Source organism: Streptomyces fuscichromogenes, from assembly GCF_014645815.1.
Taxonomy (GTDB): domain Bacteria; phylum Actinomycetota; class Actinomycetes; order Streptomycetales; family Streptomycetaceae; genus Streptomyces; species Streptomyces fuscichromogenes.
On the sequence record NZ_BMML01000040.1, the window covers coordinates 38,100 to 62,240 of the forward strand.

Sequence of the window (24,141 nt, forward strand, 5' to 3'; positions counted from 1 at the left end):
CCCTGATTGTCCCGCCCGGAGCAGGAAGCGGCAGGCCAGGGCCGGGGCCAGGGCAAGAGGTGGACCCGGGTCGTCGGCACCTTGGACACGAGATAATGGGGGCCGGTACATGGCCATTGACTTCACCTCGACCATCACGGACTTCGACCAGCAGCGATTCGACTCCCTCGACAGAACGGCTGGCTTCGCGTCCTCCTACAGCCGCCTGCGTCAGAAGGAACTTGACCCCAGGTGGCTCAGCCGCTATCTCGGGTGGTTCGACGACCATCTATTGAGAGCGGCAGTACCGGTCTACCGGCCTCGCATGAAGTCCTGGCCCGACGCGGCATACGACCCGCGTTCATGGCATCTGCCCGACGGGGTCGGTGACGAGTGCTCGCCCGGGGCCTCGCTGATCGTGGGCGGATGCGGCGACCGGCGCACCGGTCTTCATGCCGATGCGGAAGCCAGGACGCCGGGCCGGTTGCGGAGACTGCTAGTCGAACTCGCCGGTGTCGCGGCGGACGAGGACCGGTGTCTGGTGTTCCCCTACATGTACACCGCCGCCAAGGAGGCGCTGACCGCGGCGACCGATGACCGCATCGTCTGGGCCGGGTTGGGACGTGAAGCCCACGTGTTCGGCCTGTCCGATCCCCAGTGGGAGAGCAAACTCCCCTCCAAGGTCCGGAACACGCTCCGCCGAGACCAACGGAAGATCGCAACGGTACCCATGACCGCAGGGGAGGCGTCCTGGAGCGAGGTCCATTCCTGGGCTGCCGAATTGATTTCCTCCCACATGGCCGACAAGGGCCACCAAGAGATATCCGAGTTCGTAAGTCTCCGCTATTCCGACCTGGATTGCAATCCCGACGTCGGTTTGATGGCTTTCACTGCACAGTCGGCCGGCTTGCGTGGCGTGCAGACCATTCTCCTCTGGCAGGGCGAGATGGAAGTGTACGAGGTCGGACTGACCGGTGACGACAGCGACGAGCGCTTTGCGCTCTACGTCAACCTGCTGTTCCATCTACCCTTCCAGTACGCGCAGGCCCGAGGGATCGACCACATTCGTCTCGGCAGTATGGCAGAGACGCCGAAGGCGGCTCGGGGCGCGGTTTTCAAAGACTATTACGGCGGTGTCCTCAGCCTGGGCGACACGAAGCGGCTGGCCCGCGACTCAAAGGGCTGACACAACCCAGAAGGGTGCGACCAAAAATGCTCATTTGCGGGATAAAAGCATCACATGACGGTGCGGTTGCGGTCATCGAAAACGGCCGCCTCCTTTTCAGCGTCGAAATGGAAAAACTGAACAACGGCGAACGTTACAGCTCCCTCGGCGATGTGAAGCGAGTGGCTGAAGTCTTGGCTAACGAAGGGCTGTCGCCGACCGATGTAGATCAGTTCGTCGTGGACGGATGGTATTCGGAGGACGACAACGGCATCCCGACAGTAGATCTTACGGACGGCGATAGGCCGGTTCAGCTACGAGTCGCACCATACGTCCAGGGGCCCACTGACGGCGGGGTTCTGCAGCGCCACACCTTCACCAACCACGCATTCAACGATTCAAGGGGCTACGCCAGTTATACCCACGTGGCCAACCACCTCCTGGGGGCTTACTGCTCAAGCCCGTTTGCCGCGCGCGGCGAAGACGCGTTCGTCCTGGTCTGGGACGGAAGGAGCACGCCCCGTCTGCACCAAGTGCGGGCTTCCTCCCGCGAGGTTTCCATGGTGGCGGCGCTGATGCCCGTCTCAGGAAACAGCTTCGCGAATTTCAGCGCACACTTCGATCCGTTCCGACGTGACACGCATGACCTGTCTCCGGAACAGCGGATACGCCACCATCTCTCCATCGCCGGAAAGGCAATGGCGTACGCCGCTCTGGGTGACGTCGAGACCTCCGCCTTTGCCGTCATCGACGATATCACCGCAGAACTCCCTGGCATCAACACCTTCAATGCGGATATGTTGGGGGCAAAGCTCGCCTCGAATCGCGAAGAGCTGCTGCCCGGCCTGTCCAATGCGGACCTTATTGCCACTTATCAGGCATACCTCGGTCGTAATCTGCTCCAGCGACTCACCTACGTCATGGAACAACGGTTTCCTGGCAGTGGCCGAAATCTTGTACTGAGCGGTGGCTGCGCCCTAAACATCAAGTGGAACACAGCCATACGTAGCAGCGGGGTGTTCCAAGAGGTGTTCATACCGCCCTTCCCCAACGATTCCGGTGCGGCGATCGGCACAGCTGCCTGCGAAATGTTCCAGGGCGGACGCATCAATCTAGACTGGGACGTCCACGGCGGGCCGTCGATCACCGTGGGCTCAATCCCCGCCGGGTGGCAGGCCGGACCATGCGACGAGCGGCAGCTGGCCAGCCTCTTGCACACGGAAGGCGCGCCGGTGGTGGTTCTCTCCGGGCGGGCCGAGTTGGGCCCGCGCGCTCTGGGCAACCGAAGCATCCTGGCACCCGCAACCGACTCCCGGATGAAGGACCGGCTCAACGCCATCAAGAAACGGGCCGACTATCGACCCATTGCGCCCATTTGCCTTGAGGACCGCGCTCCCGAAGTCTTCGCCCCGGGCACGCCCGATCCCTACATGTTGTTCGAGCACCGCCTCCGTCCGGAGTGGGCCGAACGCGTGCCCGCCGTCATACATCTGGACGGTACGGCCCGGCTCCAGACCATCTCGCCAACACAGGACACAGCCACCGCCCGCATTCTCGCCGCCTACACGGAGATCAGCGGCGTGCCCGTACTCTGCAACACAAGTGCCAACCTCGAAGGGCGAGGTTTCTTCCCCGACGTCGAATCAGCGGCCCGCTGGGGCGGAACTCGATACATCTGGTCAGACGGCGTGCTGTACACCAACCTCGCCGATGGCGAATGAGTGACATCCCGCATCGCCAAGTCGCTCTCGCGCGCAGCGTGTCCACGGGCGCGCGATCGGGATGGGCGATGTCCGCGTGATCCTGACCCATGTCAGTACAGTCGCATCCAGTCGGTCGGTAGCTTATCGTTCCGCCGTAGCCTGCAAGTTGTCGTGCCAGAGACCGTGCAGAATCGTGAGGAGCTCCCAATATGAATCTACGTTACCAAGAGGCGCCGGACCATGTTGCGGCCCTGACTGAAATCTGGCGGCAGGTGCTCGGCAACCCTGACCTCGACGAGAACTCGGATCTTTTCGAGAACAATGGGACGTCGTTGCACGTCCTGCAGATCACCGGCGAGATCCACAATATCCTCGGCGTCGACGTGAAGCTGCGTGACGTTTTTTTCCATCCTTCACCGCGAACCCTCTCGGACTTCCTTGACGGCCAGCAGGGAGGTGAGAAGTGACAGCGTCCCGGGCCGAGTCCTCCCGGGGTCCGACTTCGCTCATGGAAGAGGCGCGGCTGACCGGGGAGTTCGCCGACTGGCACAATCTGAATTACATGGTGATGTGGCTTACCGGGGACCTGGACATCGCCGCGCTCCGCGATGCGTGGTGGCGGATCTGCCGGCGTCACGACGTCCTGCGTCGGACCTACGTCTCGGCGGACGAAGCATGCACGTACGACGATGCGCTGAGCGACGTGGAGCTCCTCACCGCGGAAACGGACGCAGAGGCGATCGAGCTGATGCGCCGGTTTCTCGGTACTCCCTTCAGTCTTGACGGCCCGGGCTTCTCCCGCATCGCCGTCGTGCAGCGCGGCGACCGAAGGTACCTCTTCGGGCTCGCGATGGACCACATCATCAACGACGTGGTCTCCTGGAAGCACATCTGCGCCGATTTTATCGACTTCTACGATCGCGCTCTGTCCGGCGATGCCGGTGGCATCAGGAACGAGAACCGCTATCAGAGCTTCGCCTCCGAGCAGCGCCGTCTGTTCGCCGGCACCTGGGGGAAGGAGCGCAGAGACTTCTGGCGCTCCTACGTCGAGGAGTTCGAGACATATCCCCCGCTCTTCGCGGTCGGCGCCGAGCACACCGGTGAATATGAACGCCGCGTGATCACTCGTGAACTTCCGTCGGATGCGAGGTCGCGGGTGCAGAACTTCTCGCGGCAGTCCCGGGTGACTCCTTTTGCGGTGGTCACCTCGGGTGTGCTCACGGCCATGCGGGAAGTCACTGGTGATCCGCTGGCGGGGATTTCGGTCAACCAGCACGGTCGCATGCTGCCGCGTACGGCGCGGACCGCGGGACTGTTCGTGCAATCCGTTCCGCTGCACCTCGGGCGACAGTCCATGGGCCCGTCCGAAACGATCCAAGACGTGTTCCTCCGAACCCATGACGTCTTCGAGTACGCTCTTCCGCTCCTCGTTGCGGGGAGGTCCTGGGACGAGTCCCTGATGGTGCCCGACAAGGAACCCGGCTTGCACGTCCGTCTGAACGAGTACCCGCCGTCCTCGGAATACCTGCCGCCGTTCACCGGTACCGAGGCGGAGTACGTCGAGCTGCAGTTCCCCGGCCAGAAACGCTGGCTGGAGACCGTGGTTGTCATGTGGAACCTGTTCGAGACGGGTCCGCAGCTCGTCGCGCACTACAACCAGAACTACTTCCCCGACCGGGCCGTGGAACAGCTTCTCGAGGCGGCCGAGAGGTTCGCCCTGCAGGCAGGCTGCTAGGGGGACCTCCACCGTTCCCCCGCGACGGGGAACAGTTGCCCGACATCCAAACACATGTTGAGCCTGGCAGCCCCGGAGTACCACGAACACGTGTGGCTCCTGGCCTGCAGGACGTCCAGACCGACTTGGGGATCGTGCACTGATGGCTGCCTTCACCGGGGCGTTCTGGCGAAGTGGCGACACCGGCTTTGTCGACGCCACGACCTCGCGCATCTTCAACCACCGGCGGCCGTCACGGCGGCCCGCGGCGGTGCTGCGGCCCGCTCATGCCGCTGATGTCGCGGCCGGCGTGAAGCTGGCGGCGGCAGAGGGCTGGCAGCTCGCAACCCGCTCCGGCGGGCACAGTTGGGCTGCCTGGTCGTTGCGCGAGGACACCCTGCTCATCGACCTAGCCCTGTTCACTGGAATGTCCTACGACTCCTCCAGCGGCATCGTCGCGGTCGGTCCGGCGGTGCGCGGCGGACTGGACCTGGACCCATATCTCGCCGGGTACGACCGGTTCTTCAGTGTGGGCCACTCCCCCACCGTGGGCATGGGTGGATTCCTCCTGCAGGGCGGCATCGGCTGGAACTGCCGTGGCTGGGGCTGGGCCGCGGAGTCCATCGAGTCCATGGACGTAGTCACCGCGGCCGGCGAGCTGGTGCGGTGCTCCGAGACGGAGAACTCCGACCTGTTCTGGGCGGCGCGCGGATCGGGTCCCGGCTTCTTCGGTGTGGTCACCGAGTTCCGGCTCCGTACCCGCCCCAGGTTCCGGGAGCTGACCCGTTCCGCCTACGTCTACCCCGGCGAACTCGCCGCGGAGGTGCTGGCCTGGTATCACACGGCGCGCCACGACTTGCCGCCCTCCGTGGAGCTCGCTGCCGTCGGCTGCACTCTGCCCGGTCTCGGCTCCCCGGTGCTGGTCGTCGACGCGCTCTCGTTCGACGGCGGCCCGGCCTCGCTGGCCGCGCTCGGCACCTGCCCAGTGGCCGACCATGCCCTGGAGACTATGGTTGCCCAGCCGGTGGAGTTCGCTGCCCTGCACGCGGAACAGCTGCGGGCCAACCCTGACTACCACCGTTACTTCGCGGACAACGTCTTCCTCTCCGGTTCCGCCACGGAGTTGGTCCCGGCGCTGGTGCCCGCCTTCACCGAGCTGCCCACGTCCAAGACGTTTACAGTCCTGGGGGACTTCACCCCCCTGCTGTCCCGCCGCCCACCGGACATGGCTCTTTCGGTGCAGACCGACCTGTACTTCGCCGCATACGCGATCGGCAAAACCCCGGAGCAGGACGCCCGTTGCCGCGCATGGCTGGACGGCACCATGAACCGTGTCGCACCGCACTCGGCCGGCTGCTACCTGGGCGACAGCGACTTCACCGTCCGGCCCGACCGGATCATGTCCGACGCGGCCTGGTCGAAGTTCCTGCGCATCCGTACCGCCCGTGACCCCGAAGGCCGTTTCCCCGGCTACCTCGGTACCCCGGTGCAATAGACGCGTGCGATCCCGTCGCCTCAGGTCCTCCCGCTTACCGAGTGGTGCCACTTCGGCGGGGGCGGCACCACTCGGTAAGGGAGAGTGTGGGTTCCCGATGGATGCGCTGAACAGGCACCGAGAGATTGGTCAGGAACATCTCGACCATCGACTGCAGAATCTGACCCACATCAGCAGGCGATCTGCCGCACGGCGATGCACGGAATTTTCGAGCGGTCATGTCGGCCGCCGCGCTCTACCGAAATCAAATCAAGATCGTACTCACACCCATGACATCGAAGAGGTGTTCTGGGTTTCACCCGCACACCTGAGCTGGCTGATCGGTTTCCCTTCATGCTCCGGGCAAGGCAGTCACGAGAAAGCCGAGTTAATGAGTTTCCCGTGAATCTGCTATGGATTGCCGATTCAGTGCGCGCGGGCTCGGATCATCAGACGGCGGCCGGTACACGCCGATACTTACCGGGAATCGGCCGCTCTGCGGGACGCCACAGTTTCAATGACGCCACGCTCTCGAAGACTTGAGATCTGGGAGCAGGCCGAGGTGTTCTTCCCGCACCAGGTCGAACCGGAGCGAGAACGCGACCAGAGCCTCACGCTTGGAGTGCATACGACCTTCGTCCATATATTTGGCCCATTGACTGACCGGGAGTTTTTGCTCCGCCAGGTAGTCTATGTGGTAGTTGATACTGCTTCGGTTCGCGTCCCTGAACTGTTTGACCCCTCTCAGCCGCTCAACCACCTGCTGCACAGAGGGCACAGCTGCCATGGAAGAGCCACGCAGACGCGGCTCACACAGAGCGACGAGAACCGCGAAGTACTTGCTCGTCATGTCCAACTGAGCCATTTCAGACTCGGGCACCGTTGTGGCCAGGTCCGATCCGAGCAGGTGTGGTGGTGGGGTGAAGGCAGTGAGTTCGATCATGCGCGCACCGGACGGGATCAGGATGCGTGAGATCTCGAACGGGATCACCATGTCCAGCTGGCGAGGGCGCGCCTTGACCAGCTCCGTACCGCCCTCCAGGTTCTCGATGACGAAGGTGCTACTTAAGGTGAAGTTCGAGAAGAGGAGATGGCGACCGGACACCTCGAATGCGCCAATGCTGGGCGTGGCGCCTGGTTGGAATTCGCCAGTGCGGCTTGATATGCCGAAATTCAGTTGACTACCGACCTTCAGATTGATCCGCTCTCTGGTACCGGAGCCACTAGGATGGCGGGCATTATTCCGCCATGTCATGATCACTTCCATGTCGGCTTCGATCACGGTGTACATGAAGATGCCCTTCGATCTGTGCACGTTCACATCGTCGCAAGCGTACGAGTGCGCGGTTTGACCACGGACGCCGTATGCTCGGGCTCGAGCCCATCCCGTTTCGTCCCGGCTCCAGATAAATCAGCCATCTACTGCCGCCCATCCGCGACACACAGGACGATTCACATTATCCGCACATGATCCTGGTTCACTCCCCGTCAAGTGTGACGCCGCTAAAACAACCAGTTACGCAAGCCACGAGAAGGACAGCTCGCGGAATTCCCTGCAACGGAGACATGCCTCGACCTGGAGGCATTTTCTCCGTACAGGTACTTGTGATCGTAGGACGCGCTTGCGGGAGACTCAAGATCCAGCAGGCCGATTGTCCGAATTAGCTTCGTCCGACAGCTCAGTTTGATCACCAAATATCCATGTTGTCTAACATCTGCGACGACGTCGATGGTGGTAAATTTTTCACCATGCGCATGGGGATTGTGGCCCTCTCTCGTGCCCGCTCATTGTCAACAGACACCGGGCCACCGGACGTCGGTCGTGTTGTACGAGTCACGACCGAAGACGACGATGACCAGTCGGTCCCTGCTGATCTCGGGGTAATCCCGGAGACGTTGCGGAAGTGGGCCGGGCGGCCGGAGTGAGTCCGCCGTGGGGACGCCGAGCGGAGAACGCGGCCCTGCGCGAGAAGATCCGTGAACCGGAGCGGGAACGCGGAATCCCGCGGAAGGCGGCTCTCCGCCAAGGGATCACTGCCGAGCCCGCGAGACGGCTACTAGCGGTCAACACAAGCGGATCGCGCGCGTAATGCGGGGTGCCGGCCTGGCGGCTGCGTAGCAGGCACCGCACCACGGACCCGGCCGCGGCAAAGGCCCCGCACCGGCTCGGCCGACGTGGGCGCCGCGTTCACACTTGGTGGGTATCAGTTGGGGATCAGGGGCGCCGAGTTCGGCGTGGAGTCGCAAAGTCCTCTACGCCGCGACGGTCCAGCTTGCCGGACGGCGTCAACGGCAGCTCAGGGACGAACTGATACCGATCCGGCACCATGAAAGGCGGTACGGATTCGAGCATGTGCTGCCGTAGCAGCGCCTCGGGCTTCTCAGGCACCTGACCCGCGAGCACCACGCATGCGACGAGGAACTTAGCCCCGACCGCCGTGGTGACGACCGCGGCCGCCGCGTCCTTGACCAGTTCGTGGGCGCGCAGGAATGCCTCCACCTCACCGAGTTCGACTCGGACCCCGCGTATCTTGACTTGCTGGTCGTTGCGCCCGAGGTACTCGAAGGAGCCGTCCGGCAGCTTCCTGGCCAGATCCCCGGTCCGGTAGTAACGCAGTGGCCCCGCCGGGGTGTCGAGGGCGACGAAACGTTCGGCTGTCAGCTCGGGCCGCCCCAAGTACCCCATTGCGAGCCCTGAACCGGCGATCACCAGTTCGCCGGCCTCGCCGTCCGGGAGCAGTTCCATCCCCTCGCCGCGCACCTCGACGATCAGGTGCGGCAGCGCTGTGCCGATCGGCGAACGCACTGGGCCGTCGAGGTCCGCCTGAGTCAACACCCGGCATGTGGCGAAACACGTGGCCTCGGTCGGACCGTAGAGGTTAACCATGGTCGGCGCTGTGCTCTGGTATGCCTTCAGAAAGCCGGAGACCACGTCGAGTTCCGCGCTCTCGCCACCGAACGTGACGTAGCGTAGAGCCAGTTCAGGTCTGCCGGCCTCCTCGTAGGCATAGGCCAGTGCACGTAGGGACGACGGCACCTGGCAGGCCACGGTCACGGACTCCAGGTGGAGCAACGCAAGAAGGTCGGACGCGGACTGCGCCATCCGGAGCGGGACGACGACCGACGTGGCTCCGGCGGTCATCGAGAGCCAGAACTCGGAGACGGACAGGTCGAAGGTGAACGGGTGAAAGAGCGTGAAGCGGTCTTCGGCACTCACATCGAACACGGTCAGCGCGCTGCGCAGCAGTGCCAGCACGCTGTTGTGGCTGATCATGCAGCCTTTGGGGGTGCCGGTCGAACCGGACGTGTAGAGAATGTAGGCCAGTTCGCTGCCGTCGAGGTCGACGGGCGGCAGCGGCGCCACGTCCTCCCCGTCGGTGTGTGGTGGGACCGCGCAGATACCCGCGAGCCCGGCGGACTCGATGTCTTCGGAGGCGCCGACCACCAGCCTTATTCCGGCGTCGTGCACCAGATAGCGCAGACGCTCCGCTGGATAGGTGGGGTCGAGCGGCACATAGGCGGCTCCCACCTTCAGGGTGGCGAGGATGGAAATCGGTATGTCGACCGAGCGTTGCAGAAGCAAGCCGACGTGATCGCCCGGTCGAACGCCCGCCTTCACGAGTCGTGCAGCAAGCCGGTCCGAGACCAGGTCGAGGTCGTGGTAGCTCAGTGTCCGTCCACCGTCGCGCAGGGCCGGAGCAGAGCCACGAACCGCCGCAACCCTGCGAAACAGATCCGGCAATGACGTGGCCTCATCCAGATGGAGCCGCTGCTGATTGGCGGTTACGGCATCGTGCATGGATTTGCCTCTCAGAGTTTGAGGACGGCCCGACACGTCCGGCGCCACGCTGCGGCTGCCGACGGTGGACGGCTGTGCAGCTAAACCTGGGAACCTTGATCCACGTACTCGTAGAGGAACGAATCCCAGAACTCCGCGTCCGGAGAGTGGACGATCTCAAGCAGACGCCACTGAGTCCGCATCTCCGCGGCCGCGGCTGCAACCGGTGTCGCCTCCAGTTCGCTCCCCTGCCCGTCGGGCTGCCCTCTGCCGGTAAAGCAGAGGACCACCTTGCGGGGATGCCGTCGGATCGAATCCTCGATCCTCGCCAGAACGGCCGAGGAAACGTCGGTGGAAAAGGGTTCGTAGAAGTAGAAGAGCCCCGCATCATCCGGAATCTCGAACAGCGTTGCGTCAGCGCGTACGACGTCGATCCTGTCGCAGCCGTCGAGGCTCTGCGACACCGTCTTCACGTTGCTCCGAGCAACGTTGCAGAGAGTCTCGGACGTCTCCACGCCAACAATCCGGCGAAATGGAAACTCGGCCGCTAGCAGCAGTATCCGGCCCTTGCCGCACCCGACGTCGACAAACGTGACTTCCTCATGCCTTACGTCACACCTGCCGAGTGCGTTACGCACCGTACGGACCGGCGTCGGAGAGTACCTGGCATTGCGCCCGACCGGTAGATCTTCCGCTTCGGGAAGCTCCCACAGTTCGACCGACTCCGCGGTGTCGACCGCGTAGACCGAATCAAACGGCGTCTGCTGTTCGATCCGGTCGAGCCGGTCATCGAATATCTGACGGAACTCTATTGCTCGCAGGAGCTTTTCCCGCCGATCACTGTCCGACATCCTGTTACCCTTTCTCGATCAACACCCGAACCGGAATGTCCGCCGACCAGTGGACGCGTTGTCGGCCGCATCTAGTGTCTCGTGATCCCGTCCGCGTTACGTGATCTTGCGTGGCTCGTTGGTGCTGGCATGGAGCTTTCCGTGGAACAGGCCGCCGAGTTGCGGGAGTTGGCGAATTGCCATGATGTGCCTGCGGATTTGGCGACGCGGGCCCGGATCGTGCTGTGGTCGGCTGAGGGACGGCGGCGCAAGGACATTGCCGAGCTGCTCGGGGTGCCGCTGCCGACCGTGGACCGCTGGAAGGCCCGTTATGCCCGGCGCGGGCTGGCCGGGCTGGCCGGGCTGGAAGGCGATCGCCCCGGTGGGGCTCGGGACCAAGTGCCGGCACGGGTGCGGGCGCGGGTGATTGCTCTGACGCGTATGACACCGCCGGCCGACACCGGGCTTTCGCACTGGTCGACGCGCGAGTTGGCGAAGTACCTGAAGCGGACCGACAACATCACCGTGTCCTGGCACTACATCGCGCGGATCTGGCGCGAGGAGCACCTCAAGCCGCACCGCAGCGGCACCTTCAAGATTTCCAAGGACCCCGCGTTCGCGGAGAAAGTCGCCGATGTGGTCGGGCTCTACCTCGCTCCGCCCGGAGGGGCGGTCGTGCTCTCCATCGATGAGAACACGCAGATCCAGGCGTTGGACCGCACCCAGCCGGTCCTCCCGGTCGCCTTCGCGGCCACCGAGAAGCGCACCCACAACTACGTGCGGCACGGCACCACGAACCTGTTCGCCGCCCTCAACGTCGCCACCGGCGAAGTCATCGGCGAGTGCAAGCCGAGCCGGAACGGGCAGAACTTCCTGGCCTTTTTGAAGAAGGCAGTGAAGCCGCATGCGGGGAAGGAGATCCACGTCGTCCTGGACAACCTCTCCACCCACACCACGCCGGAAGTGAAGGCATGGCTGGCCAAGAATTCCCACGTCCATTTTCACTTCACCCCCGTCGGGTCTTCCTGGATCAATCAGATCGAGACCTGGTTCGGCATGCCGACCCGGCAGTCGATCCGCCGTGGCACCTTTGCCAGCGTCAACGTCCTGATCACACAGATCCACAACTACATCGGCACCTGGAATTCCCAGGCCACGCCATCCACTTGGACCGCGACCGCCGGCGAGATCCTGGCCGAGCTCCGCCTCGTCCAAACCAACATCAAGAGCTCGTCGCGAACTACTCAAAGTGACGCAAACAGGATCACGAGACATTAGTGGCCCGTTTTCCTGTCGATCACTGCCGCGAGGTCGGACAGCACCGGACTGTTTACGATGTCGAGCAACGACACCTGTTTCCCGAGCTTGACGACAAGCCGGATCGCCGACAGTGAGCTGCCCCCTCTGTCGAAGAAGTCGTCGTTCCGGCCGACGCTCGAAGCCGACAGACCGAGCAGTTCCACCCAGAGTCCAGCCAGCATCTGCTCAGTTGCCGTCTGCGGAGCGGCACCCTCCGTACGTTCCACCGCAGCGTGGTCCACCTCGTTCAGCAGGGCCTTTTTGTCGATCTTCGAGTTGTCCGTGAGCGGCATGCTAGACAGTCGGCACAGATGCGGCGGGATCATGTACTCGGGCAGCACCTCTGCCAGAGCCTCGCGGATGGTCTCGGCCTCGATGACGTGGGTCGAGGTGTAGAATCCCACCAGTCCGGTGTCTGTGTCGACGTCGTGTTTGACGACCACGGCGGCATCGCGCACACCGTCGATGCGCAGCATTGCGTTCTCGATCTCGCCAAGTTCAACCCGGAAGCCACGAATCTTGATCTGCTCGTCGCGGCGGCCAAGAAATTCCAGCACACCATCCTGTCCCCACCGACCGTAATCACCGGTGCGGTACATCCTCAGCGCTGGATCGATTCGACTCTCGACGAAGGCTGCCGCCGTTCGCTTCTCATCGTTGATGTAGCCTCGCCCGACGCATACGCCGGCGAACGCAATCTCTCCGGGCGCGCCCAGCGGCACCAACTGTAGGTTTTCATCCACGATCAGAACCTGCACATTACGCACAGGCCTTCCGACGGGCACGGACGCCGATGCCGGCGGTCGGTGCATCACGTGGTGCGTCGTATCGTCCGATGCCTCCGTCGCACCATACGCGTTCGTCAACGGAATGTCGCACAACTCGAACCATCGCTCCACGAGGCCCTTCTTCAGGGCTTCTCCCGTGACCACCACGTGTCGTACCGCCGGCAGCCTGCGCGTCGGCTCGATCTCCGACAGGCGTGCCGTGAGCATTTCCAGGTAGGAGGGAACTACCTGGATCACTGTCGCTCCAACGTTTCCGGCCTCGACGATGAAGTCGTCTATGTCCCGAACAGTGTCGGCGGACATGATGGTCGTCGCTGCTCCGACAAGGAGCGGAGCGATTGCCTGCCACAACGAGATGTCGAAGGTGGCAGGTGCACTCTGTATGAGCATGTCGCCGGACGTGATGTCGAGATCTTCCACCTTCGCCAAGAGATGATTCATCATCCCGGCGTGCTCGCACATCGCGCCCTTTGGTTCACCCGTGGATCCAGACGTGAAATAGATGTAAGCCAACTGGTTCGCTGAGACGTGGATCCTTGGGTCGCCGTTCGCAGGTTCGGCCGTCGCGGCGCCGATGGTCACTATTCGAGCGGCATCGTCCAGGGAATCAGTGACTGCAGACCTGATGTCCTCGGTCACCTGGTCTACGAGTAGGACCCGCGGCTCGGCCTGCTTGAGGATGGCCCTCAGCCGGTCGGTGGGCCAGTTGGGATCGACCGGCAGATAAGCGCCGCCGGCCCGCATAACACCGATGATCGCCGCAACCCATTCGACCGACCTCTGTAGGTTCACCGCGACGACACTCTCGGTCGTCAGTCCGTGCTTCAGCAGGCAGCGTGCAATGCGGCTAGCCAGTTGGTCGAGCTCCCGGTATGTGCATTCCTGATCACCGTACTTGACGGCCAGCGCACCAGGGGTCTTCGCGACCTGGTCGGAGAAGAGCTGATGGAACGGCTCCGCAGGTAGGCCGACCGCCGGACCTGAAAGCTCGCGCAGGTGTGCGTCCAGCTCATCCGGCGAAACGAGAGTGTGGTCGTGGTGTTCCGTAGCCGGATTGCAGACCAGCAGTTCGAGGGCGTGCACGTAGTAGCCCGCGTAGCGCGTGATGCACTCTTCACCGTAGAAGTCCGTACGGTATGTCAACTGCAGCAGCGGCGCGTCCCCCTCCATATCGAAACCCCAGACCAGGCCCGATCCACCATGATCGGTCCCCGTGCTCTTGTGTCCTGTCCAACCTGTGACGTCGAGTACTGTCCCGAACGCCGAGACAGTGCGCGCTGAGAGCTGTCCACCCGACAGATAGCCGCCGCAAACCCGCAGCGCGCGATCCGACTCACCGATAAGGCTGAGCCAAGAACCTTCCTGAACCGTCATCTGCAGAAGTCGCGGCTGCTCGCATTCGGCAGAACGATAGCCCACGGATATGTTCCGTTCCCCGGTCAGGACGGAGGCCACCTTCGCGTAAGCAGCAGCCAGGATGGCGAATTGGCTGCCCATCCCCGAAACGGCGCGATAAACATCGACTGGAATCTTGACCTCGTAGGTCTCCCGTACAGCCTCTCCACTGTGACCGCTCGACCGCCATCGGGGCATGACGGTAGTGAGCGTAGAATTTTCCGTTGCGAATCCGGATGAGTTGGTCATAGCCGCTCCAGTCGACCTATCATGCACTTATTTCTGGCTTCAGTCGCCTACCAGGTTGCGGCCGATCGAAAGCAGCCGGTCGCCGCCGCTGGCACAGGGCAGCTCCTCCGCTTGCTTCCGCAGCACAATCCGGTCGACCTTCCGGTTGGAGTTCAATGGAAGCGTGTCCAGGTGTACGTATCGGCGCGTCAGTGCGCTGTCCGGCAGCACGGCACGCACGCCGTCGGCCAGCGTCGACTCGGGTACTTCGTCGCCGGTGTAGAACACGACCAGTTCGGTTCCGTGCAGCGCGGACCTGGTGACGGTCACAGCGTCGCGTACTCCGTCGCATTCACGCACCACATGGTCCACTTCCGCCAGTTCGACGCGCCACCCGTGCACCTTCACCTGTGAGTCGATGTAGGCGAGTTCACCGTCGGAATGCGCGCGTACTCGATCACCGGTGCGGTACCAGCGCTGGCCCTCCAATTCGACGAATCGGCCCTCATTGTCGGCGGGATCGAGGTACCCGGTGGTGATCTGCGGACCCGTGATCCACAGCTCGCCCTCCACGGGTGGCTGTTCCCTCTGCTCGGTCACCAGGCGGAAGTCATACGCGTCGTGCACCTTCCCGATCGGCACCATGCCGTTGACGCCGCACCTTTCCGACTGCTCGCCCGACCAGCGGTGCCAGGTGACGCCAATCGAAAACTCGGTTGGCCCGTAGAGGTTCTCCAGCCTCGATCCCGGTGCAGCCGCCAACCAGTCCCTGACGTCTTGGCAGCGCAGCGCCTCCCCGCCGAAGAATGACCACCTCAGGCCGTCGAGTGCGCCTTTCTCCAGCCTTCCCATCTCGCGGGCCATCCAGATCCCACTCTGCGTGGAGTGCCACACGGTCACCCCGTGCTCGGCAAGGTAGGTGGGAAGATCCGGATACGCCGACAGTGGCACTGCCTGCATCATCGCGCCCACACCCCAAGAGGCGAACACGTCGTGGATGCCGAGGTGGGAATTGAGATCGTAGGCCTGGGCGAACACGTCATCCGGCCGGAAGTCGCTCCGCCTGTCAAACTCGTGGAAATTGGGCGCGAAGCCGCCGTGCGATACGGGAACTCCCTTCGGCACCCCGGTCGAGCCCGACGTGAAGAGGGTGTAGACCGGATCCGAGGGCGCTGCCTGGGCTGGCGCCGAGATGACCGGATGCGAAGTCACCGGGATCGTCGGGAACCTGTCGGCGACGCCGCCGGTGCCGAGGACTCGGACGGCCGTCTCCTCGTCGGTGACTTGTGGCAGGACCGCCAGACCGCGCTCGTCAGCGATGAGTCTGTCTGCCCCAGCCACCTTGATCATCCGACGAGTGAGCGCGGAGGGGACGTTCGGCTGCAGCGGAACAACGGTGCCAGCCGTATACAGCACCGCCAGGGGGCCTACGTATGCTGTCACGCTCTTGCCCGCCAGCACTCCCACCGTACCGGGAGAACCATCCGCCATGAGCGACCCCGCCCAGCGCAAGGTCGTGTTGTGCACCTCACGATAGGTGACGGCATCCGATCCGATCCGTACGGCGAGACGATCCGGCGACAGTGACAGTCCACGCAAGAATTGCTCGACCAATGATAGAGGCATAACCTTGCCAATCCCTATCCGTCAGCCATGAATACAATTCTTCAGCCTGATGGCGATAATCCCGCATTTTGAAATCGTTAGATTACCGATCGGCGCGGCGAACTGTACTGACATCCGTCAGGTGCAGGTTCGTGTGACCGGAGCGGCTCCGGTGTCCTTCGATGCCATGGGGGCCCAGTCGCCGAGCAGTTCGAGAATCCGGTCCGCCTGAGACTCCACGAAGAAATGGCTGTCGTCGAGCAGGTGAAAGGCGAAGGGGCCAGCGGCGCACTCACGCCAGGCGCGCACGTCATCGGTGGCAACCATTCCGTCCCGGGCCCCGGCGAAGGCCACCAGCGGGCATCCGACCGGCCCGGGCGGCAGGGTCGGCCGGTAGTCGTCGTAGAGGCGGAAGTCGCCTTCCAGAACCGTGAGCGCAACGTCGAGGAGTTCGGGGTGGTCGAAGACCTCGGGCGGGGTTCCGCCGTAGGCGCGCAGCAGGTCCACCAGGACCTGTCGCGCGTCGCCCTCTGGGAGCCGGGCAGGCAGACTCGCCCACCGCTGCGGGGCGGCGGTGGCACCGACCGCCAGGTACAGCGGCTCGGGCGCCCCCTTCTCCGCCAGCGCACGGTATAGCTCGTACGCAAGCGCGCCGCCCATGCTGTGGCCGTAGTACGCGACGGGCACGTCGTCGGTCGCCAACGGTCCGACGATGCCGAGGAATTCAGCGACCGCCGCTGCCGGCTTGCGGTGCTGCAGCTCGCCCAGCCGGGAGTCGCGTCCGGGCATCCGCAGTGCGTAGATCTCCACATCGTCGGGAAGCATGCGCAGCCAGGGAGCGAAGGCAGCGGGGCCGCCGCCCGCGTGGTGCAGGCAGACGAGCCGATAGCGCGGGCGGCCGACAGCGGGGCGGTGCAGCATGCGGGCGTTCGAGGTTCGGTGGCCGAGGCCTGTCGCCGCGGCGCTCACGCGTCGGCGTCCTGGGATGTCCGCACTGTCATGGCCTCGCGCAGGCTTCGCGGTCGCATGTCCAGCCAGAGTTCCCCGACCCTGTCCAGGCAGTGCTGGTATGATCCGCGGTCCCCCGTCCCGGACCAGCCGGGGGGCAGGCGTCGGGCCGTGGGCCAGATCGAGTACTGCTCCTCGCCATTGAGGACGACGGCGTACTCGTCGAACGGATCCGGGTGAGGTGCGGACATGAGAGTGCCTTTCCTGTGGTGCGGCAGTGGTGTTCATGGATGCGGGCGGAAGCCGACGGTGTGCCGGGGCCCGCCCACGGAGGCGCGGTCGGGCTCACCGCCCGTCCATGGTGTGGGCGGGCTCCTCCTCGCTGGCTGTCCTTGCCGCCTCGCGCGCGAGCGCCTCCTCCACCAGCCGGGCACACTTCTCCAGGGTCCGGGCCTTGAACACCTCACGCAGCGGAATGTCGACCTGCGCGGCTCGGCTGATCCGCGTGCCGAGCCTGGTGGCCTTGAGCGAATTACCTCCCAACGCGAAGAAGTCGTCGGTGACGCCGAGATCCTCGACACCGAGGAGATCGGACCAGATCTCAGCGACCAGGCCCTCGATCCCGTTGCGTGGGCGGACCTTGTCGTCGCTGTCAGCAGCCTGCCCGGGCAACGGCAGAGCGGCCGGGTCGAGTTTACCGTTGGGGGTGAGCGGCAGCCGGCTGAGCGGCACGACCGCCGAGGGGACCATGTGCTCGGGCAGCCGACTCTCCAGGAAGGCCCGCAGTTCCATTGCCGAGGCCGCCGCTGCCCCACGCAGCACCGGGTACGCGATGATCCGGGCGTCCGCCGAACCGGAGTCCGCTGCGCCCGCGGCATCGAGAACGACGACCGCGCACTCGCGGACGTCCTTGTGGGCGTCGAGAGCGGCCTCGATCTCGCCCAGTTCGATACGGAAGCCGCGTACCTTGGCTTGTCGGTCGGCGCGGCCGACGAACTCGAGGAGGCCGTCCTCGCGGCAGCGCACCAGGTCGCCCGTGCAGTACATCCGAGTTCCGGGCAGCCCGAACGGATCGGGGACGAACGCGGCAGCCGTCCGGGCCGGCAGTCCCAGGTATCCGCGGCCTACTGCGGGGCCCGCCAGGTACAGTTCGCCCACGCCACCCGCCGGTACCGGATCCATTGCGGCGTCGAGCACGTAGATGTGGAAGCCCCCTACCGGTGTGCCGATCGGCGGGACACCACCGTCTCCGGCCGCGACCGGCTGGACCGTGGCCCAGACCGTCGTCTCGGTCGGGCCGTAGGCATTGACCATGCGACGACCGGCCGACCAACGGTCCGCCAGCGAGCGGGGCAGCGCTTCGCCGGCGGCCACCAGCAGGGCCAGGTCGGGGAGTTCGCCGTCGGGCAGCGCGGACAGTGCGGACGGCGTGATCGTCAGGGCGGTGATGCGGGAATCGCGGAGCAGCTGGACCAGGCCGGGACCGGGCACCACCTCGTCGCGTGCCGCGAGATGCAGTTCGGCTCCGGCGCCGAACGCCATCACCATCTCGGAGACGGAGGCGTCGAAGCTGGCCGAGGCCCACTGCAGCACCCGGTCCTCCGGGGTCAGCGCGTAGGTCTCCAACTGGGCGCGGACCAGTTGGGCCAGCCCGCGGCGGGTGAGCATGGCCCCCTTGGGGCGTCCGGTCGATCCGGAGGTGTAGATGATGTAGGCGAGGTTGTCCGGGTGGATACGCACGTCGTCGAGAGGTTCGCAGCTGAAGCGGTCGATCGTCGGCGCGTCCGCGTCCAGGAGCACGGTGTGGCGGCCCTCGCGCGGCAACCGTTCGTGCAGGTTCCGCTGCGTCAGGACGACGGGCGGCCGGGCATCGCGGAGCATGTGAGCGAGTCGCTCCTCGGGGTAGGTCGGGTCCAGCGGAACGTAGGTGCCGCCGGCCCTGAGCACGGCGAGCAGCGCCACGGGCAGGTCTGTGCCCCGCTCCAGGCACACGCCGACTGGAACTTCCGGTCCCACGCCGAGATCACGCAGGTACCGGGCAAGACGGTCGACGCGGGTGTCCAGTTCGGCGTAGCTGATCCGGGCGTCGCGGTGCACAAGGGCCGCCGCCTCCGGGGCACGGCGGACTCGCTCGCGAACCAGTCGGTCGACGACGTGCGTGTCCTCCGCCTGCGAGATGCTCTCAGCCGAGTCCTGCGTCATGACGATGCCTTCCCATCTGCTGGCGTTTCGGTCCTGCGCGGGCGTTGCGAGGTGCGGCCGTTCCGGCGCGCAGCCGCTGACCGACGTGCGGGAACGGGCGGGAGCGGGCGGGAGCTGTGGCGACCGCGCCGAGGATGCGGTTGTGCAGGAGTTTCATGCCGACGCTGCCGACCCGTTTCAAGTGCGCTGTCTGCGACGGGACGCCGCGTTTGGGCGGCGGCAGCAGCCGACGAGGGCAATATCGGCACGGTCAGGTCGGCGCAGCCTCGCAACGGGAGTTCAGCCAGAGTACGGCGAGGATCCCCAGCTCGACCTCCTGGTGGACCAGGTGGGCCCGTTGGTCTGCGACTGCGGATTTGCATCACTTCAGAAATCTCTTGTTCTGATCCATTCTCCGCGCCGAAAACCCTGTCCGTGCAGGTCAGGCTGAGTGATAGGCAATCTGAAATATCAGATTACCGATCGACGCACCAAACTGTACTGACAGCCGTCAGGTGTATCGGCTGCCGCGGTTGAAAAGCCGAAGTCCGTGTCCGTTCAGGACGATTGCAAACTCCCGGAGATCTTGTGAGTGCGCAGGTCACAGGCGCGTGACGATGGTGGATGGCCGCGCGACCACACGCAACGAAGCTCCGTTGCGAAGGTGACCTTCCCAAGCCCCCTTCGTACAAGGGAGCTTCGGTGAAGTACTACGACCGCATGGAGGGGCACGGCCGCAAGGAGACCAGGGTCGTGCAGCTGCTGACCGTCACCGACCTCGGCGTCGACCTCCCCCACACCCCCCAGGCCACCCGGGTCGCCCGCCACCGCACCGACTCCCGGACGGGCAAGCATAGCCGGGAAACGGTCTACGTGATCACCAACCTGACCAGCCGCCAGGCGTCCCCGGAACACCGCGCGATGATCTCGAGGCGCACTGGGTGATCGAGAACGGGCCGGTTGGCGAGCCGCAGCCCTCCCAGTGCGCCCGGGCTGAAGACGTGCTCCAGCACCTACGCCTCCCTCATGGGCCGCTCGCCGAGGCTGAGCGGGGCCGAGGTGTCGGCGAAGAACGGTGGGGCGACCACGCTCAACCCTCCATCCACCACCAGGGTCTGACCCGTGATGTACTCGGCGCCGGGCGAGAGCAGGAAGGCGATGGTGTCGGCCACCTCCTGGACCGAGCCGGGCCGTCCCTTCGGGATGCGGTCGAGCACCGTGGCCATGTCGGCCATCCCCGGCACCCCGTAGAAGTACGCCAGGGAGTCAGAGTCGATCAGGCCGCCGTTGACCGCGTTGACATTGATGCCGTAGGGCGCGAACTCCAGGGCCATGTACCGCACCCAGGACTCAACGGCTGCCTTCATCGAGCCGAGCGCCGCGTACGTCGGATAGGCGCGGATGCTGCCGTAGCTCGACAGGGCCACGATCCGTCCGCCAGCGTCCATCAGCCGGACCGCCTGCTGCGCGCCGAGCACGAACGGCCGCAGGTTCATGGCGTAGGTGCGGTCCATTCTGTGGAATCAAAGTTGTCAAGGTTGCCGCGGTATTAGCTGACGCAGAGTGGCTCGTTCTCGTCTCCGCAGGCACCCCTTGGACCACACCACCCAGGAGGAACCAGTGTCACATCCGCAACCGCTCACCCCCGAGGAGAAACTCGCCGACGCGAAGAAGCTGTTGAGCCTCCCGCCCATCGTCGTGATCTGCGGCTCCACCCGCTTCATGACCGAGATGAACGAGGCCGAGCTCTGGGAGACCAAAGACGGAAAGATCGTCGTCAAACCGGGCTGTGACATGAAGTCGCCCCACGAACTCTGGTCCGATCCTGTCGAGGCCGAGGAGCTGAAGGTCCGACTCGACGATCTGCACCGGGCGAAGATCCGGCTCGCTGACGAGGTGCTCGTAGTCGGCGACTACATCGGAGACAGCACCCGAGCCGAAATCGCCTACGCCCGGTCGCTGGGCAAGCCCGTGCGGTTCACGCACCCCGAAGTCGACCCTGACGCCTGACCGCCCGCTGCCACCTCGACAACCAGGGCCGGCAGCCCGCCGCCTGACCGTCTCGCGATGGCTTCGGCCGCTGCCCACCCCACACCCTCCGCAGGCATCCCCTGGAATTGATCATCTAGGCTTGCCGCCGATCGCCAACTGGGGCTGCAACGAGGCCGGGAGAAAAACTTCATGGTGAAGGTCCTAATCGCCGGGGGAGCCGGTTACATCGGTAGCACGGTCGCCTCGGCCTGCCTGGACGCAGGCATCACCCCTGTGATCCTCGACAGCCTGGTTCGGGGCCGCCGCGAGTTCACTGAGGGCCGCACCTTCTACGAGGGCGACATCGCGGACGGGGCACTGGTCGACCGGATCTTCTCGGAGCACCCGGACATCTCCGCAGTGGTGCACTGTGCGGCGTTGATCGTGGTACCCGAGTCCGTCGCGGACCCGATCGGCTACTACGAGGCCAACGTGGCAAAGAGCCTGGCCTTCGTCAGCCACCTGCACCGCAACGGCTGTGACCGCATCATCTTCAGCAGCTCAGCCTCCATCTATCAGGCCAAGGACGGCTCGCCCGTCGACGAGGACTCGCCGCTGGCACCGCAGAGTCCCTACGCACGGACCAAGGCCGTGTGCGAGGAGGTGTTCGCCGACATCGCCGTGGCAGGGCCGCGCGTGTTGTCTCTGCGCTATTTCAACCCGGTCGGGGCCGACCCAGAGCTGCGTACCGGGCTCCAGCTCAGGCGGCCCAGCCATGCCCTGGGCATGCTCATCCAGGCACATGAGGAGGGCCGTCCGTTCCCGGTAACGGGGACGGACTACCCGACACGCGATGGCTCGGGCATCCGGGACTACGTGCATGTCTGGGACCTCGCCGCGGCCCACATCGCGGCGATTGAGCGTTTCGACTCCATCCTCGTGGGGCCCAAGCGCTCGATCGCGATCAACCTGGGCACCGGCTCGGGAACCACGGTTCGGGAGCTGTGCGCCGCGTTCAACAATGTCGTCAGCACGCCCCTGGTCACCATCGACTCCGATCGGCGGCCTGGGGACGTCGCCGGGAGTTACACGAAGAGCGACCGGGCGGCCGAGCTACTGGGGTGGACACCGAAGCTGTCCTTGGAAGACGGCATCCGGTCCGCCCTGAACTGGATACCGGTGCGCGATGCGCTGTTGATGGACTGAAGGCTGACACAGAGGGGCGTGCGTTGACGCTTGGGCTGCCGCTTCTCCGGTGAACCGGCCGGTGGGGCGGTTCCGGGCATCACACACCGACATGCCTGGGGCCTGCCCGGATATCAGCTGGCCTCATGGGGGTTGTCGAGTGAGGCCGCACCGTCCAGGTGAGCGGCGATGGAGGCAGACCGAGCCATGTCCACTTTCGTACGGAGGCCGTTCAGCTGGTTGCCGCCGACTCCGATATGGGGTGACCGTGCTCGGACTGCGGAGAGACGACGAACCGAGCAGCGGGCTCATCAGCTACAGCAGCGGCGATGCGAGCGATCATGTCGTCTGCCATGGGAGGCAAGGCGTCCAGAGAAAACCAGCGGGTGGCAGTGTTCTCGCCGTCGGCTGGATGCGGATCACCGGACCGCCAGCTGAGCCGGAACACCAAGTCGAGATACTGCGTCTGGTCTCCGTTGTCATAGACCACCGGATCGGTGACATTCACCATCGCCAGGCGTTCAGGAACCGCCTCGACGCCGGTCTCCTCCAGTACTTCCCGGACCGCGGCGTCCGCAGGCTGTTCTCCAGGATCGATGATTCCAGTCACTGCGGCCCACTCGCCGCTGTCTGCGCGTTTCGCCAGCAGGACACATCCGTCTCTGAGGACCACCGCGGTCACTCCTGACAGCCACAGCGGGTCGTTCCCGATCTTCTCTCGCAGCGCGAGGATGAAATCTGGTGTCGCCATCAAGCCAGGATAGGCAGCCCCAGCTCACACGTGATCACCAGGTTCCCAATACCTAGTCGGTCTAAGGACGTTGGCGGATTGCTCGGGCTGCAGATCTTGATCGTCTTCGGCTTGCGGCCGGCTCGTCGGCCCCGCGAGGATCGGCTGCATGATCAAGGGTGTGATGTTCGACTTCTCCGGGACCCTCTTCCGGATCGAATCGGCCGCGCAGTGGCTGCGCGCGGTGGCAACGAAGGTCGGTCTGGACGTGCCCGAGGGTGAACTCGACACGTGCGTCAGCCGGCTGGAACAGTTCGGGGCTCAGCCTGGAGGGGTTCCTCCGCGCACAGTGCCGCCCCATCTGGAGGCACTGTGGCGGGAGCGCGATCTGACCGCCGAACGACACCGGGCTGCCTTCACAGCCCTTACCCGGGAAGCGAAGCTGCCTGCGGCTGACCTGGCCGAGGCCCTGTATGAACGCTCCCAACTGTCCGGGGCATGGCTGCCTTATCCCGACGCCGAGGAAACCCTCCGAGCCCTGCGCGGGCGAGGCATCCCGGTCGCTGTCGTCAGCAACATCGGCTGGGACATGCGCCCTGTCTTCCGCGACCACGGTGTCGATGACCTCGTGGACGTCTACGTCCTCTCCTTCGAGCGCGGAGTGAAGAAGCCCGATCCCAGGATCTTCCAGATGGCGTGCGACCAGCTCGGAGTGGATCCCGGCGATGCACTCATGGTGGGAGACGAGCCTGTTGCGGACGTCGGCGCTGCCACGCTGGGGTGCCGGGTCCACCTGGTCGATCCCCTGCCCGTCGACCAGCGTCCCCGCGCGCTGGCCGAGGTGCTCCAGCTCCTCTGACGCACGTGACGCACGTGACGCATGTCTGACGCACGTTCTGACGGGCGATCAGGTCTGGGTGAGCCGCCTGCTGAACCGGCTTTGGGCGGGTCGGCAGGCGGCTCTCCTCATTGTTCCTGAGGGTGGGATGGCGTCCCTCCATGCCTGATGTGCGCCGGTCCTGGATGTCGCCGAGGTCGGTCACTTGCGGCCTGTGTGGTGCTCCCTGCGGGGCAGTTGGCGGCGCGTTCGCGGCTGGGGGGGGCAGCCCGGAGAGGGTTCGCGCGCGGGCTTCCTGGGCGGTGCTGTCGGTGGCTTCCGGGACCGGGA

The 24,141-nt window shown here is 64.8% G+C and carries 21 protein-coding genes; 11 read left to right on the forward strand and 10 right to left on the reverse strand.

What is annotated here, in order from left to right; all coding sequences use genetic code 11:
- Positions 1–109: 109 nt before the first annotated feature.
- The 6 genes from IEZ11_RS46365 to IEZ11_RS46390 all read left to right on the forward strand — a co-directional run bounded on the left by IEZ11_RS46365 (position 110) and on the right by IEZ11_RS46390 (position 6,441).
- A complete protein-coding gene (locus tag IEZ11_RS46365) occupies positions 110–1,165 on the forward strand; it encodes a hypothetical protein (RefSeq protein WP_189269123.1) in 1,056 nt (351 codons plus the stop codon).
- A 26-nt stretch (positions 1,166–1,191) separates the two neighbouring features.
- The gene (locus IEZ11_RS46370; RefSeq protein ID WP_189269124.1) at positions 1,192–2,865 is read left to right on the forward strand and encodes a carbamoyltransferase N-terminal domain-containing protein; all 1,674 of its coding nucleotides are present in this window, start codon (positions 1,192–1,194) and stop codon (positions 2,863–2,865) included.
- 191 nt (positions 2,866–3,056) lie between these two features.
- Positions 3,057–3,314: a phosphopantetheine-binding protein gene (locus tag IEZ11_RS46375; RefSeq protein WP_189269125.1), complete on the forward strand. Its 258-nt coding sequence runs from the start codon at positions 3,057–3,059 to the stop codon at positions 3,312–3,314.
- 41 nt (positions 3,315–3,355) lie between these two features.
- Entirely contained in the window at positions 3,356–4,582 is a 1,227-nt protein-coding gene (locus tag IEZ11_RS46380) for a condensation domain-containing protein (RefSeq protein WP_189269126.1), read from the forward strand.
- A 142-nt stretch (positions 4,583–4,724) separates the two neighbouring features.
- Positions 4,725–6,056: an FAD-binding oxidoreductase gene (locus IEZ11_RS46385; RefSeq protein ID WP_189269127.1), complete on the forward strand. Its 1,332-nt coding sequence runs from the start codon at positions 4,725–4,727 to the stop codon at positions 6,054–6,056.
- A 97-nt stretch (positions 6,057–6,153) separates the two neighbouring features.
- Positions 6,154–6,441 (forward strand): hypothetical protein, encoded by a 288-nt coding sequence (locus IEZ11_RS46390; protein WP_189269128.1) that lies wholly within the window; start codon positions 6,154–6,156, stop codon positions 6,439–6,441.
- Positions 6,442–6,549: 108 nt separating this feature from the next.
- Here the strand turns inward: IEZ11_RS46390 and IEZ11_RS46395 are convergent, their stop codons facing one another.
- The 3 genes from IEZ11_RS46395 to IEZ11_RS46405 form a co-directional block, all read right to left on the reverse strand.
- Positions 6,550–7,326: a hypothetical protein gene (locus IEZ11_RS46395; protein ID WP_189269129.1), complete on the reverse strand. Its 777-nt coding sequence runs from the start codon at positions 7,324–7,326 to the stop codon at positions 6,550–6,552.
- Positions 7,327–8,250: 924 nt separating this feature from the next.
- On the reverse strand, positions 8,251–9,834 hold the full coding sequence (locus tag IEZ11_RS46400; protein ID WP_189269130.1) for an amino acid adenylation domain-containing protein: 1,584 nt from the start codon (positions 9,832–9,834) through the stop codon (positions 8,251–8,253).
- Between the two features lie 80 nt (positions 9,835–9,914).
- Positions 9,915–10,664 carry a class I SAM-dependent methyltransferase gene (locus IEZ11_RS46405; protein WP_189269131.1) on the reverse strand — a complete coding sequence of 250 codons (750 nt, stop codon included), beginning with the start codon at positions 10,662–10,664 and terminating at the stop codon, positions 9,915–9,917.
- A 129-nt stretch (positions 10,665–10,793) separates the two neighbouring features.
- Here IEZ11_RS46405 and IEZ11_RS46410 point away from each other — a divergent pair, with 129 nt between their 5' ends.
- The gene (locus tag IEZ11_RS46410; protein WP_189269132.1) at positions 10,794–11,921 is read left to right on the forward strand and encodes an IS630 family transposase; all 1,128 of its coding nucleotides are present in this window, start codon (positions 10,794–10,796) and stop codon (positions 11,919–11,921) included.
- Here the strand turns inward: IEZ11_RS46410 and IEZ11_RS46415 are convergent.
- The 5 genes from IEZ11_RS46415 to IEZ11_RS46435 all read right to left on the reverse strand — a co-directional run bounded on the left by IEZ11_RS46415 (position 11,918) and on the right by IEZ11_RS46435 (position 19,108).
- Positions 11,918–14,374 carry a non-ribosomal peptide synthetase gene (locus IEZ11_RS46415; protein ID WP_189269133.1) on the reverse strand — a complete coding sequence of 819 codons (2,457 nt, stop codon included), beginning with the start codon at positions 14,372–14,374 and terminating at the stop codon, positions 11,918–11,920. The genes IEZ11_RS46410 and IEZ11_RS46415 overlap by 4 nt on opposite strands.
- Before the next feature lie 39 nt (positions 14,375–14,413).
- Positions 14,414–15,967 (reverse strand): AMP-binding protein, encoded by a 1,554-nt coding sequence (locus tag IEZ11_RS46420; protein ID WP_229713786.1) that lies wholly within the window; start codon positions 15,965–15,967, stop codon positions 14,414–14,416.
- A gap of 129 nt (positions 15,968–16,096) precedes the next feature.
- Complete coding sequence (locus IEZ11_RS46425; protein ID WP_189269135.1) at positions 16,097–16,927, reverse strand: thioesterase II family protein; 831 nt, start codon at positions 16,925–16,927, stop codon at positions 16,097–16,099.
- A complete protein-coding gene (locus IEZ11_RS46430) occupies positions 16,924–17,157 on the reverse strand; it encodes an MbtH family protein (protein WP_189269136.1) in 234 nt (77 codons plus the stop codon). Before IEZ11_RS46430 ends, IEZ11_RS46425 begins: the two co-directional genes overlap by 4 nt.
- A gap of 94 nt (positions 17,158–17,251) precedes the next feature.
- Positions 17,252–19,108: a non-ribosomal peptide synthetase gene (locus IEZ11_RS46435; protein ID WP_189269137.1), complete on the reverse strand. Its 1,857-nt coding sequence runs from the start codon at positions 19,106–19,108 to the stop codon at positions 17,252–17,254.
- Between the two features lie 681 nt (positions 19,109–19,789).
- Here IEZ11_RS46435 and IEZ11_RS46440 point away from each other — a divergent pair.
- Positions 19,790–20,032, forward strand: coding sequence for a hypothetical protein (locus IEZ11_RS46440; protein WP_189269138.1), 243 nt, complete (start codon positions 19,790–19,792; stop codon positions 20,030–20,032).
- Positions 20,033–20,100: 68 nt separating this feature from the next.
- Here the strand turns inward: IEZ11_RS46440 and IEZ11_RS46445 are convergent, their stop codons facing one another.
- Positions 20,101–20,601, reverse strand: a complete 501-nt coding sequence (locus tag IEZ11_RS46445; protein ID WP_229713789.1) for an SDR family oxidoreductase — start codon at positions 20,599–20,601, stop codon at positions 20,101–20,103.
- 106 nt (positions 20,602–20,707) lie between these two features.
- Here IEZ11_RS46445 and IEZ11_RS46450 point away from each other — a divergent pair, with 106 nt between their 5' ends.
- The gene (locus IEZ11_RS46450) at positions 20,708–21,097 is read left to right on the forward strand and encodes a hypothetical protein (protein WP_189269139.1); all 390 of its coding nucleotides are present in this window, start codon (positions 20,708–20,710) and stop codon (positions 21,095–21,097) included.
- A 171-nt stretch (positions 21,098–21,268) separates the two neighbouring features.
- Positions 21,269–22,264, forward strand: coding sequence for a UDP-glucose 4-epimerase GalE (galE, locus tag IEZ11_RS46455; protein WP_189269140.1), 996 nt, complete (start codon positions 21,269–21,271; stop codon positions 22,262–22,264).
- 211 nt (positions 22,265–22,475) lie between these two features.
- On the opposite strand, the gene IEZ11_RS46460 is transcribed toward galE, so the two are convergent.
- On the reverse strand, positions 22,476–22,994 hold the full coding sequence (locus IEZ11_RS46460; protein WP_189269141.1) for an NUDIX hydrolase: 519 nt from the start codon (positions 22,992–22,994) through the stop codon (positions 22,476–22,478).
- 148 nt (positions 22,995–23,142) lie between these two features.
- On the opposite strand from IEZ11_RS46460, the gene IEZ11_RS46465 reads away from it, so the two are divergent.
- Positions 23,143–23,832: an HAD family hydrolase gene (locus IEZ11_RS46465; RefSeq protein ID WP_189269142.1), complete on the forward strand. Its 690-nt coding sequence runs from the start codon at positions 23,143–23,145 to the stop codon at positions 23,830–23,832.
- The last annotated feature ends 309 nt before the right edge of the window (positions 23,833–24,141 follow it).

Coding starts and splice junctions, on each gene's coding strand:
- IEZ11_RS46370 (WP_189269124.1), top strand. CDS start 1,192: ATGCTCATTTGCGGGATAAAAGCATCACATGACGGTGCGGTTGCGGTC.
- IEZ11_RS46385 (WP_189269127.1), top strand. CDS start 4,725: ATGGCTGCCTTCACCGGGGCGTTCTGGCGAAGTGGCGACACCGGCTTT.
- IEZ11_RS46390 (WP_189269128.1), top strand. CDS start 6,154: ATGGATGCGCTGAACAGGCACCGAGAGATTGGTCAGGAACATCTCGAC.
- IEZ11_RS46365 (WP_189269123.1), top strand. CDS start 110: ATGGCCATTGACTTCACCTCGACCATCACGGACTTCGACCAGCAGCGA.
- IEZ11_RS46435 (WP_189269137.1), bottom strand. CDS start 19,108: ATGACGCAGGACTCGGCTGAGAGCATCTCGCAGGCGGAGGACACGCAC.
- IEZ11_RS46465 (WP_189269142.1), top strand. CDS start 23,143: ATGATCAAGGGTGTGATGTTCGACTTCTCCGGGACCCTCTTCCGGATC.
- galE (WP_189269140.1), top strand. CDS start 21,269: ATGGTGAAGGTCCTAATCGCCGGGGGAGCCGGTTACATCGGTAGCACG.
- IEZ11_RS46410 (WP_189269132.1), top strand. CDS start 10,794: ATGGAGCTTTCCGTGGAACAGGCCGCCGAGTTGCGGGAGTTGGCGAAT.
- IEZ11_RS46415 (WP_189269133.1), bottom strand. CDS start 14,374: ATGACCAACTCATCCGGATTCGCAACGGAAAATTCTACGCTCACTACC.
- IEZ11_RS46395 (WP_189269129.1), bottom strand. CDS start 7,326: ATGTACACCGTGATCGAAGCCGACATGGAAGTGATCATGACATGGCGG.
- IEZ11_RS46380 (WP_189269126.1), top strand. CDS start 3,356: ATGGAAGAGGCGCGGCTGACCGGGGAGTTCGCCGACTGGCACAATCTG.
- IEZ11_RS46405 (WP_189269131.1), bottom strand. CDS start 10,664: ATGTCGGACAGTGATCGGCGGGAAAAGCTCCTGCGAGCAATAGAGTTC.
- IEZ11_RS46375 (WP_189269125.1), top strand. CDS start 3,057: ATGAATCTACGTTACCAAGAGGCGCCGGACCATGTTGCGGCCCTGACT.
- IEZ11_RS46430 (WP_189269136.1), bottom strand. CDS start 17,157: ATGTCCGCACCTCACCCGGATCCGTTCGACGAGTACGCCGTCGTCCTC.
- IEZ11_RS46445 (WP_229713789.1), bottom strand. CDS start 20,601: ATGGACCGCACCTACGCCATGAACCTGCGGCCGTTCGTGCTCGGCGCG.
- IEZ11_RS46400 (WP_189269130.1), bottom strand. CDS start 9,834: ATGCACGATGCCGTAACCGCCAATCAGCAGCGGCTCCATCTGGATGAG.
- IEZ11_RS46460 (WP_189269141.1), bottom strand. CDS start 22,994: ATGGCGACACCAGATTTCATCCTCGCGCTGCGAGAGAAGATCGGGAAC.